Below are 18,671 nucleotides of genomic sequence, written 5' to 3' on the forward strand. Positions count from 1 at the left end.
TGGGGGCGGCGGCAACCGCCCCCACCCGGCACGGCGCCCGGTGACAGACGCCGGGCGTGCCCATCATCCGCGCAGCGTCGCGCGCTCCTGCCCGAGAGGCTCCGCAGCGCGCGACGACCTCGAAGGAGGAAGCATGCACGGCACGACACGCACCACCACGCTATCGCCTCCCCGGCACGGCAGACGCCGCGCCGGGACGGGCCGACGCCGGATTGCCGCGACGATGACCGGCGTCCTCGTCGCGTCGACCTCGGTCGTCGTCACGACGAGCGCCGCCGCCGCGCCGGACACCCTGCTCTCCCAGGGTGCGCTCACGGCGGCGTCGAGCTCCGAGTCCGGCGGCCTGGGGCCCCGGTTCGCGGTCGACGGAGACCGGGCCACCCGCTGGGCGAGCCAGCCGAGCGACGACCAGTGGCTCCGCGTCGACCTCGGCGAGGCGCACGACCTCGGCCGCGTCGTCCTCGACTGGGAGGCGGCGTACGGCAAGGACTTCACCGTCCAGGTGTCGCAGGACGGCCAGTCCTGGACGACCGTCGCGACCGTCGCCGACGGGACGGGCGGCGTGCAGTCGTTCGACGTCGACGCGACGGGCCGCTACGTCCAGGTCGTCGGGACGGAGCGCGGCACCCAGTACGGCTACTCGCTGTACGAGCTCCAGGTGTTCGGCGACGGCGACGCGCCGGACCCCGAGGACCCGCCGGAGTGGGACGACGAGGTCACGCACCACGAGTTCCAGGCCAACTGCTCGTTCTCGCACTTCCTGCCCGACGACCCGATCGTCTTCCCGGGTCAGCCCGGGAGGTCGCACCTGCACACGTTCGTCGGCAACCGCGTGACGGACGCGTTCACGGTCCCGGAGGACCTGTTCGAGAACACCGACTCGACCTGCACGGTCCCGCAGGACCACTCGTCGTACTGGTTCCCGGCGATCGAGAAGAACGGCGTCCCGATCGAGCCCGACATCCCCATGACGATCTACTACAAGTCGGGGATCGACGACTACACCAAGGTCAAGCCCTTCCCGCCGGGTCTGCGGTTCGTCGCGGGCGACATGATGGCGACGTACGACGAGTTCCGGACCGCGCCGGGCGCCGTCGAGGGCTGGGAGTGCGGCGACATCTCGAAGAGCTGGGACATCCCGGCCCACTGCCCCGAGGGCACGCAGCTCAACATCCGCTACCAGGCCCCGAGCTGCTGGGACGGCATGCACCTGTCCCCCGACGCGTCCGCGCACATGGGCCACGGCGCGCACATGGCGTACCCCGTGGACGGGCAGTGCCCCATGACGCACCCGATCGCGGTCCCGATGATCGAGTTCAAGATCGCGTGGCCGGTGAGCGGTGACATGTCCGACGTGCGGCTCGTGAGCGGCTCCGACCAGTCGTGGCACTACGACTTCATCAACGGCTGGGAGCCCGAGGTGCTCGAGCGCCTCGTGGAGCACTGCATCAACGGCGGTCTCCAGTGCAACCCGCGCGGTTACGACCTCTACAAGCCGCACCGCGGCACCGTCCTCGACGAGAACTACCAGCTCGTCGGCTGACACCCCACCGCCCGACGGGCGCGGCGTCGTCGAGCACGACGGCGCCGCGTCCGGGGCACGGTCGTGCCCGTGGCACGGCCCCCCGACCCGAAGAAGGCAGGACCATGCATCTCCGACCCACGGCCAGGCTCCGCCTGGCCTCCCTCGCCGCGGGGCTGACCGCGGCGTGCGTCGCGGCCCCGCTCGTGGCGGCCGCAGCGCCCGTCGCGGCCGCGGCGGAACCCGTCAACCTCTCCCAGGGCAAGCCCGCGAGAGCATCGAGCGTGCAGGGCGACTACGCCGCCGCGCGGGCGGTCGACGGCGACCTGAACACCCGCTGGGGCAGCGAGTTCGCCGAGGGCCAGTGGCTCCAGGTCGACCTCGGCCAGATCTCCACGCTGTCGTCCGTCGCCCTGAGCTGGGAGGGCGCCTACGGCAAGGGCTTCCGCATCGAGGCGTCCGACGACGGCACGACCTGGCGCACGCTGCGGACCGTCACCGACGGCACGGGCGGGCAGCAGACGCTGCCCGTGTCCGGGACCGGGCGCTACGTGCGTCTGCTCGGCACCGAGCGCGGCACCGGCTACGGCTACTCGCTGTGGGAGCTCCAGGTGTTCGGCACGCCCGGGACCGACGGCGGGACCGTCGACCCGGGCGGTCCGGGCGAGCCCGGCGCCGACTGCACGACGAACGCCGCGCTCGGGAAGGCGACGACGGCGTCGTCCGCCGAGGGCGCATACGCCGCGGGCCTCGCGGTGGACGGCAAGGCCGACACGCGCTGGAGCAGCGAGTTCTCCGACGCGCAGTGGCTCCAGGTGGACCTCGGGTCGATCCAGCCGGTCTGCGGGATCGAGATCGACTGGGAGGGCGCCTACGGCAAGGGCTTCCGGGTCGAGACCTCCGACGACGGCGACCTCTGGCGCACGCTGCGCACGGTGACCGCCGGGACGGGCGGCAAGCAGGCGCTCGACGTCACCGGGTCCGGTCGCTACGTCCGGCTCGTCGGCACCGAGCGCGGTACCGGCTGGGGCTACTCGATCTGGGAGCTGCGCGTGCTGACCACGGGCGACGGGACGCCGAACCCCGGCACGGGCGAGCCGATCGAGGGCGGCGGGGACCTCGGGCCGAACGTGCACGTGTTCGGCCCCAGCACCCCGGTGGCCGACATCCAGGCCGCCGTCGACGCCGCGTACGCGGCGCAGGAGGAGAGCCAGTTCGGCCTGCGCCGCGACCAGTTCCTCTTCGAGCCCGGCACGTACCCGGTGCACGTCAACGTCGGCTTCAACACCGCGGTCAACGGCCTCGGCCGGAACCCCGACGACGTGAACATCACGGGCGGCGTCTGGGCCGACGCGGAGTGGTTCGAGGGGAACGCGACGCAGAACTTCTGGCGCTCGATCGAGAACCTCGCCGTCACGCCGACCGGCGGCGACATGCGCTGGGCCGTCTCCCAGGCCGCGCCCATGCGTCGCATCCATGTCAAGGGCAACCTCATGCTGCACTCGTCGCGCTACGGGTGGGCGTCGGGCGGCTTCACTGCCGACTCCATCGTCGACGGCCAGGTGCGGGGCTACACCCAGCAGCAGTGGTACACGCGCGACTCGACGCTCACGGGCGGCTGGGACGGCACGCTGTGGAACATGGTGTTCTCCGGCACCGAGAACGCCCCGCCGACGACGTTCCCCGAGCCCGCGGTCACCACGCTCGACACCACGGGCACGATCCGCGAGAAGCCGTACCTCTACCTCGACGGCGACGACTACGCCGTCTTCGTCCCGTCGCTGCGCGAGGGCACGCGCGGCGCGACGTGGAAGAACGGCTCCACGCCCGGCACGTCGATCCCGCTCGACGACTTCTACGTCGCGCACCCGGGCGACACCGCCGAGCACATCAACGCCGCGCTCGACCAGGACCTCCACCTCCTGCTCACCCCGGGCGTCTACCAGCTGGACGAGACGATCGAGGTGAACCGCGCGGACACGGTCGTGCTCGGCCTCGGGTACGCGACCATCGTGCCCACCGCGGGGCAGACGGCGCTCCAGGTCGGCGACGTCGACGGCGTCCGGGTCGCGAGCGTCCTGTTCGACGCCGGGGCGGCCGAGTCCCCGAGCATGCTCACCGTGGGCACGGACGGCTCGAGCGCGGACCACGCCGACGACCCGGTCTCGATCCACGACGTGTTCGTGCGCGTCGGCGGCGCGCACGCGGGCAAGGTGGACAGCGCGATCGTCATCAACGCGGACGACACGATCGTCGACCACATCTGGTCCTGGCGGGGCGACCACGGCGAGGGCATCGGCTGGGACGTCAACACGGCCGACTACGGCCTCGTGGTCAACGGCGACGACGTCGACGGCTACGGCCTCTTCGTCGAGCACTACCAGAAGTACAACACCCTGTGGAACGGCGAGCGGGGGCGCACGATCTTCTACCAGAACGAGCTCCCGTACGACCCGCCGAACCAGGCCGCGTGGAACCACGACGGCATCCGCGGGTGGGCCGCGTACAAGGTCGCGGACCACGTGCGCAACCACGAGGCCTGGGGCCTGGGCTCCTACTGCGTGTTCACGTCCGACGCGTCGATCGTCTCCGACAACGGGTTCGAGGTCCCGATCACCCCGGGCGTCAAGATGCACTCGCTCCTGACCGTCTCGCTCGGCGGGGTGGGCACCTACGAGCACGTCATCAACGGCGTCGGCCCCCGCGCCAGCGGCGTCGAGACCGTCCCGGCGAAGGTCGTCAGCTACCCGTAGGCCGTCCGAGGCACGCGGTGACGTCGCCGTCGACCCGGTGCAGGGGCCGGGTCGACGGCGACGTGCGTCAGCGGGTCGGGGTCTCCACGACCTGGCCCGCCCACGCGAACCCGCCGCCGAAGCCGAAGAGCAGGGCGGGGACGCCTGCGGGGATCTTGCCGGCGTGCCACCACTTGGAGAGCCCGAGCGGGATGGACGCGGCGGACGTGTTGCCCGACTCGACGATGTCGGTGACGACGATCTTGGAGTCGAGCCCGAGCGACTTCGCGAGGGGCTCGATGATGCGCAGGTTCGCCTGGTGCGCGACGAGGACCTCGATGTCGTCGAGCGAGACGCCGGAGCGTTCCACGACGGAGCGCGCGCGGTCGGCGGCGCGCGTGATGGCCCACTTGAAGACGGCGCGGCCGTCCTGGGCGAACTTGTCGGCGGGCGACTCGATGAGCACGGCGGGCGTGAGGTCGGGCTCGGAGCCCCAGGTCACGGGCCCGACGCCGGGCTCGTCCGTGGCGCGCAGCACGGCCGCGCCCGCGCCGTCGGCGGTGAGGATGCACGTGCTGCGGTCGGTCCAGTCGGTGAACGCGGTGAGCTTCTCCGCGCCGATCACGACGGCGGTGCGGGCGGAACCGGCGCGGATCGCCTGGTCGGCGAGGCCGACGGAGTGGGCGAACCCGGAGCAGGCGACGTTCACGTCGAGCACGGCGGGCCCGACGACGCCACGCAGGTCGAGCTCGGACGCCTCCTCGGGCGTGGACTGCCCGGGCATCACACCGGTGCGCAGGTGGTAGGCGACGCGGCCCGCGGTGTTGGGCGACCGGTCGGTCGCGGTGGCCGTCGCGACGATCACGAGGTCGACCTCGGCGGGGTCGACGCCCGCGTCGGCGAGCGCGTGGCGCGCGGCCGCGGTGGCCATGTCGGCGACCGTCGTGTCGTCGTCGGCGACGTGCCGCGTGACGATCCCCGTCCGCGAGCGGATCCACTCGTCGTTGGTCTCGACGAGCTGCGCGATGTCGTCGTTCGTCAGCGTCTTCTCGGGCTGGAAGTGACCGAGGCCGGCGATGCGCGACCCGGCCGCGCCGGTGGCGGGAGTGAGCATGAGGTCGATCATGTCACGCACCGGGGGGCGCCCCGACCGACCCCTCGACCCCAGGCCTCAGGTGACCGTCCCGAGCTGCCACGGGACGAACTCCTCGCCGCCGAGGTCGAGCTCCTCGCTCGCCGTCTCCTCCCCCGAGGCGACCGCGAGGATGCGGGCGAAGATCTCGTCGCCCACCTCCTCCAGGGTCGCGACGCCGTCGACGATCCTCCCGCAGTCGATGTCCACGTCGTCGCCCATGCGCGCGTAGAGCTCGCTGTTGGTGCCGAGCTTGATGCTCGGCGTGGGCTTGCAGCCGAACACGGACCCGCGGCCCGTGGTGAAGCACACGACGGTCGCCCCGCCCGCGACGAGCCCGGTGACGGAGACGGGGTCGTAGCCGGGGGTGTCCATGAAGACGAAGCCCCTCGTGTCGAGCGGCTCGGCGTACTCGTGCACCGCGGCGAGGTCGGCCTGCCCGCCCTTGGCGACGGCGCCGAGCGACTTCTCGAGGATCGTCGTCAGACCACCGGCCTTGTTGCCGGGCGACGGGTTGTTGTCGAGCGTGCCGCCGCCCGCGGCGGCGTAGCCCTGCCACCACTCGAGCCGGTCGAGCAGGCGCTGCCCGACCTCGGGCGTCACCGCCCGCCGCGTGAGCAGGTGCTCCGCACCGAACACCTCGGGCGTCTCCGCGAGCGCCGACGTGCCGCCGTACGCGACGAGGCGGTCGGACGCGATCCCCAGCGCGGGGTTCGCGGTGATGCCGGAGTAGCCGTCGGAGCCGCCGCAGTTGAGCCCGAGCACGAGGTCGGCGACGTCGCAGTCGGTGCGCTCCCAGCGCGCGTCGATCTCCGACATCATCTCGCGCACCGCCTCGACGCCCGCGCGGACGGTGGCCCGCACGCCGCCCGTCTCCTGGATGGTCAGCGTGCGCACGACCGTGTCCGGCGACAGGTCGGCCCCGGCGAGCACGGTGTCGACGGCGATCATCTCGCAGCCGAGCCCGAGCACGAGGACGCCCGTGACGTTGGGGTGGGCGGCGTACCCGCGCAGCGTGCGCAGGAGCACTTGGGCGCCCTCGCTCGTCGGCACGAGCCCGCACCCCGACTGGTGCGTGAGGGCGACGACGCCGTGGACGTCGTCGTAGGCGTCGAGCGCGAGACCGCGGAACTGGTCGGCGATCATGCGGGCCGTGCTCGCGGAGCAGTTGACCGACGTGAGGATCGCGACGTAGCTGCGTGTGCCGACCGTGCCGTTCGCGCGGCGATAGCCGCGGAACGTCGGGCGTGGTCCGGGCGGTACGGACAGGGGGGTGTGCACCGTGGCGAGCTCGTGCTCGCGCTCCCCCGGCGCGTACCCGAGGTTCTGCGTGTGCACGTGCTCGCCCGCGCGGACGTCGCGCGTCGCGACGCCGATCACCTGCCCGTACTTGCGCACGGGACCGCCCGCGGCGACGTCCCGCAGGGCGACCTTGTGACCGCGCGGGACGGCGTCGAGCACGGCGACCGTCCCGCCCCCGGGGCGGTCGACGACGTCCCCTGCCGAGAGGTCGCGCGTCGCGACGGCGACATCGTCCTCGGGGCGCAGGACGAGCAGGGGCGTGTCCGTCGCGCGCGCGGCGGCGGTCACGACGGCACCGCCTCGGACCGGGTCGCCGCGGCGCGCTCGAGCGACACCCCGAGGTCGGCGGCGCGCACCACCTGCCCCGTCTCGAGCGAGCGGTTCACGGCCACGCCGACGGCGACGCTCCGCAGGCCGTCGACGTAGCCCGCGGCCCGCGCGAGCGGGTCCTCGCCCGCGCCCCGGAAGACGTCGGCGAGGAGCAGGCGGTCGCCGCCCCCGTGCGAGCCCTCGCCCTCGTCGATGACGACCTCGCGCGCGGGCTCCCAGTGCCGCTGCACGACGAGCCGCGCGCCGTAGGGTCGCACGTCGCCCGCACCGGGGTCGTGCACGGCACTCGGGTCCACGACCGGGCGCCGCTTGCCGTCCGGCCCGAGGGCCTCGGCGGCGTGCCCGGACTCCACGTGGGCCCGCTCGACGACGTCGAGCTCGACCCGGCCGCGCGTGCCGTTGACGGCGACGCGGTACCCCTCCCACGGGCTGTGCGCGGTGAGCGAGTAGGTGAGGGTCGCGCCGCGGCGGTAGCCGACGAGCGCGCCGATCGTGTCCTCGATGGTGACGCCGGGCGCGAACACGTCGCGGTCACGCACGTAGCCGTCCTGGGCCTCGGCCTCGAGGTAGAGCGCGCGCAGCGTGTCGTCCCCGGCGAGGTCGATGCCGAACGGGTCGTCCGGCGCGGCGTCGCGCCCGAGGCCGGGCCGGTCCCCCGGGGGCCGCCCGGCGCCGTCGTCCCCGTAGAAGCGGAGGCCGCCGCGCGCGACGACGGTCTCGGGGACGTCGTCGAGCCACCAGTTGACGAGGTCGAAGTGGTGGCTCGCCTTGTGCACGGCGAGCCCGCCCGAGGCGGCCTTGTCGCGGTGCCACCGGCGGAAGTAGTCGGCGCCGTGCACGGTGTCGAGCAGCCACTCGAAGTGCACCGAGACGACGTCGCCGATCTCGCCCGAGGCGATCACGCGCCGCAGCGCGGTGTTGCGCGGCGAGTACCGGTAGTTGAAGGTCACCGTGAGCGTGGCCGACGAGCGCTCGGCGGCCGCGCGGATGCGCGCCATCCCGGCCGCGTCTGTCGTGAGCGGCTTCTCGCACACGACGTCGACACCGGCCCCGAGCGCAGCGACGACGTAGTCCGCGTGGGCGTGGTCGGGCGTCGTCACGATCAGCGCGTCCACGGCCTGCTCGGCGAGCATCCGGCCGAGGTCGGACGGCTCGTAGCGCGGCAGCGGCGTGAGGCCCGCGGCCTCGAGGCGACGGTCGTACCAGGCGGCGCGCACCGGGTTGGGCTCGCACCACGCGACCAGGTGACCGTCCTCGCGGTGCTCACCGAGCAGCGCGTCGACGAACATGCGGGCTCGGTGCCCGGTGCCGGCGACGGCGTAGCGCCGGGGGCGGGTCGTCGCGGTCTCGGTCGGGGTGGTGCCGGGGTGGTGCACGGGTCTGCGGTCCTCTCGGGGTCCTGGGCGCGGGGTCTGGGCGACGGTCTGGGGGTCGTGCCGGTGCGAGTCCTGGTCGGGCCTGGCCGGGCCGGTCCGTGGGGCGACGGACCGGCCCGGCCGGTCAGGGGTGGCGGTACGCCACGGCGGGGCTACTGCCCGATGGCCGCGCCCACCTCGTCGAGGAACTGCGTTGCGGCGTCCTGCGGAGACTTCTGCTCGAACAGCACCTCGGTGTTGATGCGCTTGAGGATCTCGACGACGTCGCCGGCGCCCTGCGGCGGGACGGGCGGGCCGTCCACGACGTCGGCGCCGAGCGCCTCGAGGAAGTCCGCGGCCTGCTTGTCGGCCGGGGAGAGGCTGTCCTTGACCGCCGCGCGCACCTCCGTGTTCGCGGGCAGGCCGCGGTCGGAGAGCATGAGCGCCCCGGCCTCGGGGTCGTTGAGGAGGAAGTCCACGAACTTCGCTGCCGCCTCGGGGTGCTCGGACGTCTTGGCGACCGAGTAGTACATCGCGGGCTTGAAGTACATGCCCGTGCGCTCGCCCTCGGTCTCGCCCGGGAGGCGCAGGAGCTCCAGGTCGCGACCCGACGCGGTGCTGATGGCGCCGAGCTGGTTGGTCCACCACATGCCCATGGCGCCCTGGTTGGTCCCGAGGAGCGAGCCCTCCGGGCCGGCGCCCTCGAGCTCGACGGACCGCGCGGCGTCGGGCTGGCCGCCGCCCGCCTGGAGGTCGAGGGAGAGCTGGAAGAAGTCCGCGACGGTCTCCGCGGAGACGCCGAGCTCGCCCTCGGGCGTGTACAGCGCCTCGCCGCGCTGGCGCGCGAGGATCGACAGGCCGGCCTCGTTGAACCCGTAGTCCTGCGTGCCGTAGATGCCGTCGGCCGACCCCGCGGTCACCGCGTTCGAGACCTCGACGTAGTCCTCCCACGTCCACGTGGCGTCGTCCGGCACCTCGACACCGGCGTCGGCGAACACCTGCGGGTCGGCGAGCACCGCGTAGGCGTTCACGCCGGTGGGGATGCCGTAGAGCGCTCCGCCTGTCTCGCCCGAGCCCACGACCGACTCGTCGATCGAGCTCGTGTCGATGTCGAGCGCCCCGAGGTCTGCCAGGACACCGCGCGAGGCGTAGTCCGCGAGGTAGCGCTCCTCCTGCGTGATGACGTCGGGCGCGTCGCCGGCCGCGACCGAGGTCGCGAGCTTGTCCCAGTACCCGCCCCAGTCGGTGTAGTCGGCGACGACCGTGATGTCGGGGTTCTTCTCCTGGAAGAGGTCGATGATCTGCTGCGTCGTCTGGTGGCGCGTGTCCGAGCCCCACCACGAGAAGCGGATCTGGACCGGCCCGGACTCCGCGGACGACGACTCGTCGCCCCCGCCCGGGTTCGCGACGCCGCCGTCGCCGCCGCAGGCGGTCAGGGCGAGGGCACCGACGGTCAGTGCGGCGGCCAGCACCGCGCGGCGTGCGCCGGGCCGGCGCGGACGGTGGATCGAGGTGTTCATGACTCTCCTTGTGCGTGACGGGACGTCGTCGTTCTGTCGTGCGGAGCGGTGCCGGTCGGCACCGGGTGACGCGCGGGCGGGTGCCCGCGCGCCGGAGGAGCTACTTGATCCCCGTCGTGGCGATGCCCTTGACGAGGTACTTCTGACCGAAGAGGAAGACGAGGAACACGGGGACCAGGGAGACGATCGACATGGCGAACATCGGGCCCCACGAGCTCTGGCCCGTGGCGTCCACGAAGGTGCGCAGCGCGATCGGGACCGTGTACATGTCCGGCTTGGTCAGGAAGATGAGCTGGCTGAAGAAGTCGTTCCAGGTCCAGATGAAGGTGAAGATCGCCGTCGTCGCGAGCGCCGGGAGCGCGAGCGGCATCATGATGCGCAGATAGATCCGCCCGTGGCCGCAGCCGTCGAGCCGTGCGGCCTCGTCCAGCTCCTTGGGGATCCCGCGGAAGAACTGGACCATGAGGAAGATGAAGAAGGCGTCGGTCGCGAGCAGCTTGGGCACGATGAGCGGCAGGAACGTGTTGATCCACTCGAGCGAGGAGAACAGCACGTACTGCGGCACGATCACGACGTGGATCGGCAGCATGATCGACATGAGCATGATCGCGAACCAGACCCCGCGGCCCCGGAACTGGAGCCGGGCGAACGCGTAGGCGGCGAGCGAGCACGAGACGAGGTTGCCCAGCACCGAGCCGAGCACCACGACCGCGGAGTTGAGCAGGTAGTGGCCGAACGGGTGGGTGAGCGCGTTCCACCCGTCGGTGTAGTTGCCGAGGTCGACCGCGGACGGGATGAGGCCCGGCTCGCGGAAGATCAGCGCCGAGGGCTTGAACGAGCTCGCGAGCATCCAGAGCAGCGGGTACAGCATGACGAGCCCGAACGCGATGAGCAGCGCGTGCTTGAGCACCGACCGGACTCGCGCGGACTGCGCACGACGTCGGGGTCGCGGGGCGGTGGGCGGCGCGTCGGCCGCGAGCTGGGAGAGCGTCGACCGGGAGCGGGTCCCGGGGGCCGCGTCCTCGATGACGGCGGCGTCGGTGGGGGTCCCCGTGGCGGGGTGCGTGGTGTCAGTCATCGTAGAAGACCCAGTACTTCGAGGCGAGGAAGTTGACGAACGTCATCCCGCCGATGATCAGGAGCAGGAACCAGGCCATCGCCGACGCGTAGCCCATCTCGAGCGAGCCGAAGCCCTTGAGGTAGAGGTAGAGCGTGTAGAACATCGTCGAGTCCGCCGGCCCGCCGGTCCCGCCGCTCACGACGAACGCCTGCGTGAAGGACTGGAACGCGTTGATGAGCTGGAGCACGAGGTTGAAGAAGATGATCGGCGTGAGCATCGGCACCGTGATCGAGCGGAACTGGCGCCACCGGCCGGCGCCGTCGATCGAGGCCGCCTCGTAGTACATGCGCGGGATCTGGCGCAGCCCGGCGAGGAAGATGATCATCGGCGCTCCGAAGGTCCACACGTTGAGGGCGACGAGCGTGCCCAATGCGAAGTCGGGGTGCGAGACCCAGCCCTGCCCCTCGATCCCGACGAGCGCCAGGACCTGGTTGATGAGCCCGTCCGCGCCGAAGACCTGGCGCCACAGGATCGCGATCGCCACGCTCCCGCCCAGCAGCGAGGGCAGGTAGTAGATCGAGCGGTAGACCGCGAGCCCGCGCAGGCCCTTGTCGAGCAGGAGCGCGAGACCGAGCGCGGCGGCGAGCTGGAGCGGCACGGAGACGAACACGTACGTGAACGTCACCTGGAGCGAGTTGAGGAGCCGCGGGTCGGCGAACATCCGCTCGTAGTTGTCCCACCCGATCCAGCTCGGCGCCTGGAGCAGGTTGTAGTCCGTGAAGGACAGGTACAGCGACGCCGCCATCGGGCCCGCCGTGATGAGCGCGAGGCCCACGAACCAGGGGGCGAGGAAGAGCGCCGCTGCCTTCCCGTCCCCCTTCTTGCGTGCGGGCCGCCGCGTGGCGGTCCCTCGCGCGAGCTCGGTCACCGCCATGCGAGACCCTCCTCGCACCTCGTGCCGGTCATCCGTCACCCTCCGGTCGTCGTCGATCGGTAGTCCTGCGTTCCCCCGTCGAGGGGAAACCGGTTGCTGGGTGAGGACCGTAGCACACGTGGAACCGGTTTCCCATGGTGTACGGTCAGGTCATCGCGCGGCACCGGCCGACCCCGGAGAGCGCGGGCACCACGCAGTCGTGCGTGCCCGCGGCGCGCGAACCACGACTCGAGGGAGAACGATGGCAAGCGTGAGCACACGGCGGGGCGGGGTGACGATCGCCGACGTGGCGACCGCCGCGGGCGTCTCCCGGGCGACGGTGTCGCGCGTCATGAACGGCCGCGCGACGGTCGACCCGGAGATCAGCGCGCGCGTCCGCCAGGCGGCCGCCGACCTGAGCTACCGACCCAGCAACGTCGCGCGGAGCCTGTCGCTCGGACGGACCAACACGGTCGCGCTCGTCGTCCCCGACCTGGGCAACCCGGTCTTCCAGCAGATCCTGCGCGGCGTCACCTCGGCGGCCGCCCCGGCCGGGTACCGCGTCCTCGTCGCGGACACCGCCGAGGACCCCACCGAGGAGGCCGCGATCGCGCTCGAGGCACGGCTCCGCTGCGACGCCCTCGTGCTCGTCTCCCCGCGCATGCCCCCCGCCGAGCTCGCGCGGCTCGTCCCCGACGTCGCGCCCGTCGTGCTCGTCAACCGGGAGCTCGCGCACCCGGGCGAGGCGGCGGTGCCGTCGCTCGTCGTCGACTACGCGGACGCGGCGGCCCAGGTGCTCGAGCACCTGCTCTCCCTCGGCCACCGCCGGGTCGCCTACCTCGCCGGTCCGCCCGGCAGCGCGTCCGACGCGCTGCGCCGCACCGGGCTGCGCCGCGTGCTCGACCGCACGCCCGAGCTCGAGCTCGTCGAGCTCCCCGCCGGGCCCGACATCGCCGCCGGCCACGCCGCGGTCGACGAGGTCCTCACCGCCCGGCCGACGGCCGTCGTCGCGTTCAACGACCTCGTCGCGTTCGGCCTGCTCGCCGGGCTCAACGAGGCCGGCGTCGCCGTGCCCAAGGACATGTCCGTCGTCGGCTTCGACGACATCGACCTCGCCCGCTTCGCCACGCCGTCGCTCACGACGGTCGCCGTGCCGCAGGCCGAGCTCGGCCGGCACGCCTGGAAGGAGCTCTCGGCGCTCATCGACGACTCCGTGCCCGCGTCCCGCACCACGCGGTTCGAGCCCCGGCTCGAGGTTCGCGCGACGACGGGGCCCGTGCCGCGCCAGGTCGCCCGCGCCCGCGTGGTCCCCCCGGCCGAGCCTGCCGACGCGGTCGTCGCGGAGAGCGCCGGAGCCGGATCGACCCAGCCCGCGTCCCGCGAGGTCCGCTGGACGCCCGACGGGGAGGCCGTCGTCCTGCGCGCCGGCGACCTCCGCCTGGCCCGCTACCAGCAGGGCGACCGGATCCCCGCCGTGCACGCGCCGCGCTCCTACCTGCACCCGGTGCACACGCTCGCCGGCGTCCCGCTCACCGACGCCGGGCCCGTCGACCACCGTCACCACTACGGCGCCTCGATGGCCGTCGCCGACGTCAACGGGACGTCCTACTGGGGCGGGCGCACGTTCGTCGCCGACGTCGGCCCGACGCTCCTGCCCAACCACGGCCGCCAGGTGAGCCACGCGCTCGCCGTCGACCCCGTGGAGCAGCACCTGCTGCACGACGGCGTCCGGTGGCACGACGAGCAGGGCGTCCCGCAGCTCGAGGAGGACCGCCGCCTCGACGCGTGGATCCTCGACGACGAGTCGTGGGTCCTCGACTGGCGCTCGACCCTGCGCGCCGAGCGCGGGGCGCTCGTCATCGGCTCGCCCGCGACCAACGGGCGCCCCGGCGCCGGGTACGGCGGGTTCTTCTGGCGCCTGCGCACGGCGGCCTCGACGAGCGTGCTCAGCGCGCACGGGCGTGGCGAGGAGAGCGCTCACGGCAGCACGTCCCCGTGGGTCGCGTTCGTGCAGGAGCACCCCTCGCACACGACGACGCTGCTCCTCGTCCAGCAGGGCGAGACGGTGCCGTGGTTCCTGCGCGCGTCCGAGTACCCCGGGGCCGGCCCGGCCCTGGCCTGGGACGCGCCCCGCACGATCCCCGCGGGGGGCACGCTCGAGACGGGCGCGCGCGCCGTGCTCGTCGACCGCGGGCTCGACCTCGACGAGGCCGCGGCGCTCGCGGAGCGCGTCCGGTGACCGGTTCGCCCCGGGCCGCCTCCGGGACGAACCACGTGCTCGACCGGACGCAGGCCGCCGTCCCGGTCGCCGTCGTCGGGGTCCACGGCCACGGCGGGTCCCACCTGCGCACGGTCGCCGCGCTCGCGGAGCAGGGTCGCGTCCGGCTGAGCGCGGTCGTCGACCCGCGCCGCCCCGACGACGCCCCCGCGCCCTGGTTCCCCACGCTGGGCGACCTGCTCTCGTCGTCCGACGCGGCCGTGCGCCCCGAGGTCGTCGTGATCTCGACCCCGATCCCGACCCATCTCCCGCTCGCGCGCGCCGCGATGGAGGCGGGCGTCGACGTCCTGCTCGAGAAGCCGACCGCCGCGTCCCTCGCGGAGCACCTCGCGCTCGTGGAGGTGGCCGAGCGCACGGGCCGCCGGTGCCAGGTGGGCTTCCAGACCTTCGGCTCGCACGCGGTGGACGCGGTCGCCGAGCTCGTCGCGGACGGCGAGATCGGCGACGTCGTGGGGATCGGGGCGGTGGGCACGTGGGTGCGGACCACCGGGTACTGGCGCCGCGCCCCGTGGGCCGGCCGACGCCGGCTCGGCGGGCGCGACGTCGTGGACGGTGTCGTCACCAACCCCCTCGCCCACGCGGTCGCGACCGCGCTGCGCATCGGCGGCGCCCGTACGGCCGAGGACGTCGCGCACGTCGTGACCGACCTCTGGCGCGCCAACCCGATCGAGTCCGACGACACGTCGGCGCTGCGCGTCGTCGCGCGCGACGGCCTGCCCTACGGGTTCGGGCTCACGCTCTGCGCGCCAGAGCGCACCCCGGCGCGCGTGCTCGTGCTCGGGACGGACGGCGAGGTCACGCTCGAGTACGAGCACGACCGCGTGCTCGTCCGCACCCCCCGGGCGCACGTGGAGAAGACGTACGGCCGCACCGGGCTCCTGGACGATCTGCTCGCCGCGCGCCGCGACCCGGAGCGCCGGCTCGCGTGCGACGTGCGCGACACCGGCGCGTTCATGCGCGTCCTGGAGGCCGTGCGCACGACGGCGGACCCGCGGCCCCTCGACCCGGCGGCGGTGACCTGGACGGGCGAGGGAGACGACCGCCGCCCCGTCGTCGACGACGTCGCGCGGTGGTGCGAGGAGGCCGCGTGCACGGCCCGGACGTTCACCGAGCTCGGGGCGCCCTGGGCGCGCTGAGGGTCCCCGCCTGCCGTAGCGTCGGGACGTCCCGCCGTCCCGACCCTGGAGGAACCGTCGTGTCCCGACCCCCGCTGCCGTCCCGTCTCGTCGAGCTGCTGCGCCGCCCGAACGCCGCCGTCATGGCGACCGTGCGCTCCGACGGCGCGCCCGTCACCGCGGCGACCTGGTACGTCTGGGAGGACGACGGCCGCGTGCTCGTCAACCTCGACGAGTCGCGCGTCCGCCTCCAGCACCTGCGGAACGACCCGCGCGTCTCGCTCACCGTCCTCGACGAGAACTGGTACACGCACGTGACGCTGATCGGGCGCGTCACGGAGCTGCGCGCCGACGAGGGCCTGGCCGACATCGACCGGATCTCGCGCCACTACACGGGGCACGAGTACGCGAACCGGCACAGCCCCCGCGTCAGCGCGTGGATCGAGCTCGAGCGCTGGTACGGCTGGGGCGAGGCGAAGGCCGCCGCCGGGGACGCGTAGCCGCTCCCCGGCGGCGACGCGCCGTCAGGCGTCGTACCGGAACGCGTCCCACGCACCGAGCAGGTACTGGATGCCGAGCGCGCGGTCGTACAGGCCGTAGCCGGGCCGGGGCTTGTTGGTCGTGTTCTCGTCCCACAGGTGCCGGCCGTGGTCGGGACGCACGTAGCCCTGATAGCTCGCCTCGGCGTACGCGCGCATGATGCCCGTCGTGTCGACGCTGCCCTCGCACGCGCGGTGCGCGACCTCGGTGAAGTCGCCGTTCCCCAGGTGCTTGATGTTGCGCACGTGCGTGAAGTGGATGCGGTCCATGAACGTGCGCACCGCGTCGACCGCGTCCTGCCCGGGGTTCGCGGAGAAGCTGCCCAGGCACAGCGTCAGGCCGTGGTGCGGGCTGTCGTTGAGGGAGAGCACGCGCGCCAGGTCGTCCTTGGTCGACACGACGCGGGGCCAGCCGAAGACGTCGTAGGGCGGGTCGTCGGGGTGCACGCCGAGCTTGACGTCGGCCTCCTCGCACGCCGGGATCACCGCGTCGAGGAAGTACCGGTAGTGGGCGTACATGTCCTCGCGCGTCACGCCCTCGTACGCCGCGTCGAGCTCGGTGAAGCTCGCGAGCCGCTCGGGCTCCCAGCCGGGCAGCGTGAGCCCGTGCGTGTTCGCCTCCATGTCCGCGATGAGGCTCTGCGGCGACATCGCGTCCACGACGGCCCGCTCGAAGAACAGCGCTGTCGAGCCGTCGGGCAGCGGGTGCCACAGGTCGGTGCGCAGCCAGTCGAAGACGGGCATGAAGTTGTAGCAGACGACCTTCACCCCGGCCCGGCCCAGCCGGCGGATCGTCGTCACGTAGTTCTCGATCGCCTCGTCGCGGGTCAGCCCGAGGACGGTCCTGCCGAGCTTGATCGACTCGTGCACGTTGACCGACTCGACCACCTCCGCGTCGAAGGTCCGGGTGATCCCGCGCGCGCGGGCCTCGTCGCTCAGCCCGGTGATCTTCGCGACCTCGGCGTCGATCTCCGCCTGCTCCCACACCTCGCCGGCCTGCTTGCCGTGCAGGCTCCACACGATCGTCTCCACGCCGGGCACCTGGCGCACGTGGTCGAGCGTGACCGTGTCGTTCCCGTCGCCGTACCAGCGAAAGCCCATCTTCACGGGGCAGCCTCCTCGTTCCTCGTGGTGGTCGCGCGGTGGGCGGTCGCGCTCGCGGCGACGACCGCGTCGACGACCTCGGTCAGGCGCCCCTCCGGGACGCCCGGCAGCAGGCCGGGGAGCAGGACGAGCGCACGGAATGCCGCCGGGGCGTCCGGCGCGTCCTCCACGACCGCGCGCAGCTCGTCGCCGCGCGGGTCGTCCACCGTGCGCCCCGAGCGCGCCTCCGCGACGACGTACCCGGCCCACGCGGCGAGCGCCGCGACGACGCCCTGCGGCGCCGGGGCGCCGGGGCGTGCGGCGAGGAGGTCGGCGAGCGTCCCGCCCCAGCGGAACGGGATCTTCTGCGTCCCGTCCATCGCGACCTGCCGGGTCGTGTGACCTGTCGCCGGGTTGGCGAACCGGTCGAGCAGCGTCTGCGCGTACGCGGCGAGGTCGACGCCGTCGGGCGCCTCGAGCGTCGCGAGCGCGTCGGCCTGGAGCGCCCGGGCGCCCGCGGCGAGCGCCGGGTCGGCGACGGCCTCGGCGATCGTGGCGTGCCCGGCGAGCGACCCCGCGTACGCGAGGTAGGAGTGCGCGCCGTTGAGCAGGCGCAGCTTCGCGCGCTCGTACGGCGCGACGTCGCTCGTGAGGGTCGCCCCGCCCCGCTCCCACGCGGGGCGCGGACCGGCGAAGCGGTCCTCGATCACCCATTGGACGAACGGCTCCGCCACGACCAGACCCTCGTCGCGCGCGCCGAGCAGCGTCTCGACCTCGTCGCGCTGCGCGGGCGTGGTCGCGGGGACGATCCGGTCGACCATGCTGCACGGGAAGGTCACCGACGCGGCGAGCCAGGCGCGCAGCGCGTCGCCCTCGGCGCCCGGCAGCGCGGCGTCGACCGCCTCCCCGACGAGCCGCGCGAGCACGTGCCCGTTGTCGGCGAGGTTGTCGCAGCTCAGCACGGTGAGGGGCGCCCCCCCGGCCCGACGGCGCGCTGCCAGCCCACGCACGAGGAGCCCGACGGCGCTGGTCGCCGGGGCGACGCCCGCCGCCTCGCCGCTCGCGACGTCCGCGCCGGGGACTCCCGCCTCCGGGGAGCCGGTGGACGCCTCCTCGCGGCGCAGCACGTCGAGGTCGGCCGCGACGGCGTCGACGTCGAGATGGCCGTCGGCGCGGCGCGCGTACCCCTTCTCGGTGACGGTCAGCGTCACGACGTGCGTCGTCGGCGCGGCGAGCGCCGCGAGGACGCGAGGCGTCTCCTCGGCCGGCCACGCGACGTCGGTCACGGACCCCACGACGCGCGGGGACGCGCCGTCAGGCCCGACCGTCAGCACGGTGTAGACCCCGCCCTGCGGCCGGAGCTGGTCGCGCACCGACGCGGAGCGCTGCGTCACGCCGAGGATCCCCCAGGACGTCTCCCCCGTCGCCCGCGCGGCGTCCTCGGTGACGACCGCCTGGTGCGCGCGGTGGAACGCGCCGATCCCGAGGTGGACGATCCCCACCTGCGTCGGGCGGACCGGCGCCGGCGGGAACGCGGGGTGCGCGTCGCGGTGCAGGCGCGGGCGCCCCGCTCGTGCGGCCTCGGCCGGCACAGCGGCGGGTGCCGTCGTGCCGGGCAGGCTCGGGACGTCGGTCGGGGCGGTCACGCGGCCTCCTGCGGGTGTCGGTCCGGCGGCGAGCGCCGCCGGGTGGTCCGGCCGGGAGTGCTCCCGGCAACGGGTCGTGCAAACGATTGTAGTCACGCATGCCCTCACCCGACGACAATGCTGACGTCGGGAGTGCAAACGTTC

The 18,671-nt window shown here is 73.5% G+C and carries 13 protein-coding genes; 5 read left to right on the forward strand and 8 right to left on the reverse strand.

Annotated features, from left to right (window positions below; translation table 11 throughout):
* Positions 1-223 precede the first annotated feature (223 nt).
* A complete protein-coding gene (locus tag ACFVN3_RS03615; protein WP_378230662.1) occupies positions 224-1,543 on the forward strand; it encodes a DUF1996 domain-containing protein in 1,320 nt (439 codons plus the stop codon).
* 104 nt (positions 1,544-1,647) lie between these two features.
* A complete protein-coding gene (locus ACFVN3_RS03620) occupies positions 1,648-4,275 on the forward strand; it encodes a discoidin domain-containing protein (RefSeq protein WP_378230664.1) in 2,628 nt (875 codons plus the stop codon).
* 67 nt (positions 4,276-4,342) lie between these two features.
* Here ACFVN3_RS03620 and ACFVN3_RS03625 read toward each other — a convergent pair whose 3' ends face one another.
* From ACFVN3_RS03625 to ACFVN3_RS03650, 6 genes are all read right to left on the reverse strand, one after another.
* Entirely contained in the window at positions 4,343-5,368 is a 1,026-nt protein-coding gene (locus tag ACFVN3_RS03625; RefSeq protein ID WP_378230666.1) for a 3-oxoacyl-[acyl-carrier-protein] synthase III C-terminal domain-containing protein, read from the reverse strand.
* A 57-nt stretch (positions 5,369-5,425) separates the two neighbouring features.
* Positions 5,426-6,976: a UxaA family hydrolase gene (locus tag ACFVN3_RS03630; RefSeq protein ID WP_378230668.1), complete on the reverse strand. Its 1,551-nt coding sequence runs from the start codon at positions 6,974-6,976 to the stop codon at positions 5,426-5,428.
* Positions 6,973-8,394 (reverse strand): Gfo/Idh/MocA family oxidoreductase, encoded by a 1,422-nt coding sequence (locus ACFVN3_RS03635; protein WP_378230670.1) that lies wholly within the window; start codon positions 8,392-8,394, stop codon positions 6,973-6,975. Before ACFVN3_RS03635 ends, ACFVN3_RS03630 begins: the two co-directional genes overlap by 4 nt.
* Positions 8,395-8,546: 152 nt before the next feature.
* Positions 8,547-9,893 carry an ABC transporter substrate-binding protein gene (locus ACFVN3_RS03640; protein ID WP_378230672.1) on the reverse strand — a complete coding sequence of 449 codons (1,347 nt, stop codon included), beginning with the start codon at positions 9,891-9,893 and terminating at the stop codon, positions 8,547-8,549.
* Positions 9,894-9,993: 100 nt separating this feature from the next.
* On the reverse strand, positions 9,994-10,971 hold the full coding sequence (locus ACFVN3_RS03645; RefSeq protein WP_378230674.1) for a carbohydrate ABC transporter permease: 978 nt from the start codon (positions 10,969-10,971) through the stop codon (positions 9,994-9,996).
* The gene (locus ACFVN3_RS03650; protein WP_378230677.1) at positions 10,964-11,887 is read right to left on the reverse strand and encodes a carbohydrate ABC transporter permease; all 924 of its coding nucleotides are present in this window, start codon (positions 11,885-11,887) and stop codon (positions 10,964-10,966) included. Before ACFVN3_RS03650 ends, ACFVN3_RS03645 begins: the two co-directional genes overlap by 8 nt.
* A 241-nt stretch (positions 11,888-12,128) precedes the next feature.
* Between ACFVN3_RS03650 and ACFVN3_RS03655 the strand changes: the two genes are divergently transcribed.
* From ACFVN3_RS03655 to ACFVN3_RS03665, 3 genes are read left to right on the forward strand one after another with little or no spacing between them, the layout of a single operon-like run.
* Positions 12,129-14,105 (forward strand): DUF6807 family protein, encoded by a 1,977-nt coding sequence (locus tag ACFVN3_RS03655; protein ID WP_378230679.1) that lies wholly within the window; start codon positions 12,129-12,131, stop codon positions 14,103-14,105.
* Positions 14,102-15,280: a Gfo/Idh/MocA family protein gene (locus tag ACFVN3_RS03660; RefSeq protein ID WP_378230682.1), complete on the forward strand. Its 1,179-nt coding sequence runs from the start codon at positions 14,102-14,104 to the stop codon at positions 15,278-15,280. The genes ACFVN3_RS03655 and ACFVN3_RS03660 overlap by 4 nt, the downstream gene beginning before the upstream one ends.
* A gap of 59 nt (positions 15,281-15,339) precedes the next feature.
* A complete protein-coding gene (locus tag ACFVN3_RS03665) occupies positions 15,340-15,759 on the forward strand; it encodes a TIGR03618 family F420-dependent PPOX class oxidoreductase (protein WP_378230684.1) in 420 nt (139 codons plus the stop codon).
* A gap of 24 nt (positions 15,760-15,783) precedes the next feature.
* Here ACFVN3_RS03665 and uxuA read toward each other — a convergent pair whose 3' ends face one another.
* Positions 15,784-16,899, reverse strand: a complete 1,116-nt coding sequence (gene uxuA, locus ACFVN3_RS03670; RefSeq protein ID WP_378231374.1) for a mannonate dehydratase — start codon at positions 16,897-16,899, stop codon at positions 15,784-15,786.
* Between the two features lie 2 nt (positions 16,900-16,901).
* A complete protein-coding gene (locus ACFVN3_RS03675) occupies positions 16,902-18,527 on the reverse strand; it encodes a mannitol dehydrogenase family protein (protein WP_378230687.1) in 1,626 nt (541 codons plus the stop codon).
* Positions 18,528-18,671: the final 144 nt, after the last annotated feature.

This window comes from Cellulosimicrobium sp. NPDC057862, assembly GCF_042797035.1.
GTDB lineage: Bacteria > Actinomycetota > Actinomycetes > Actinomycetales > Cellulomonadaceae > Cellulosimicrobium.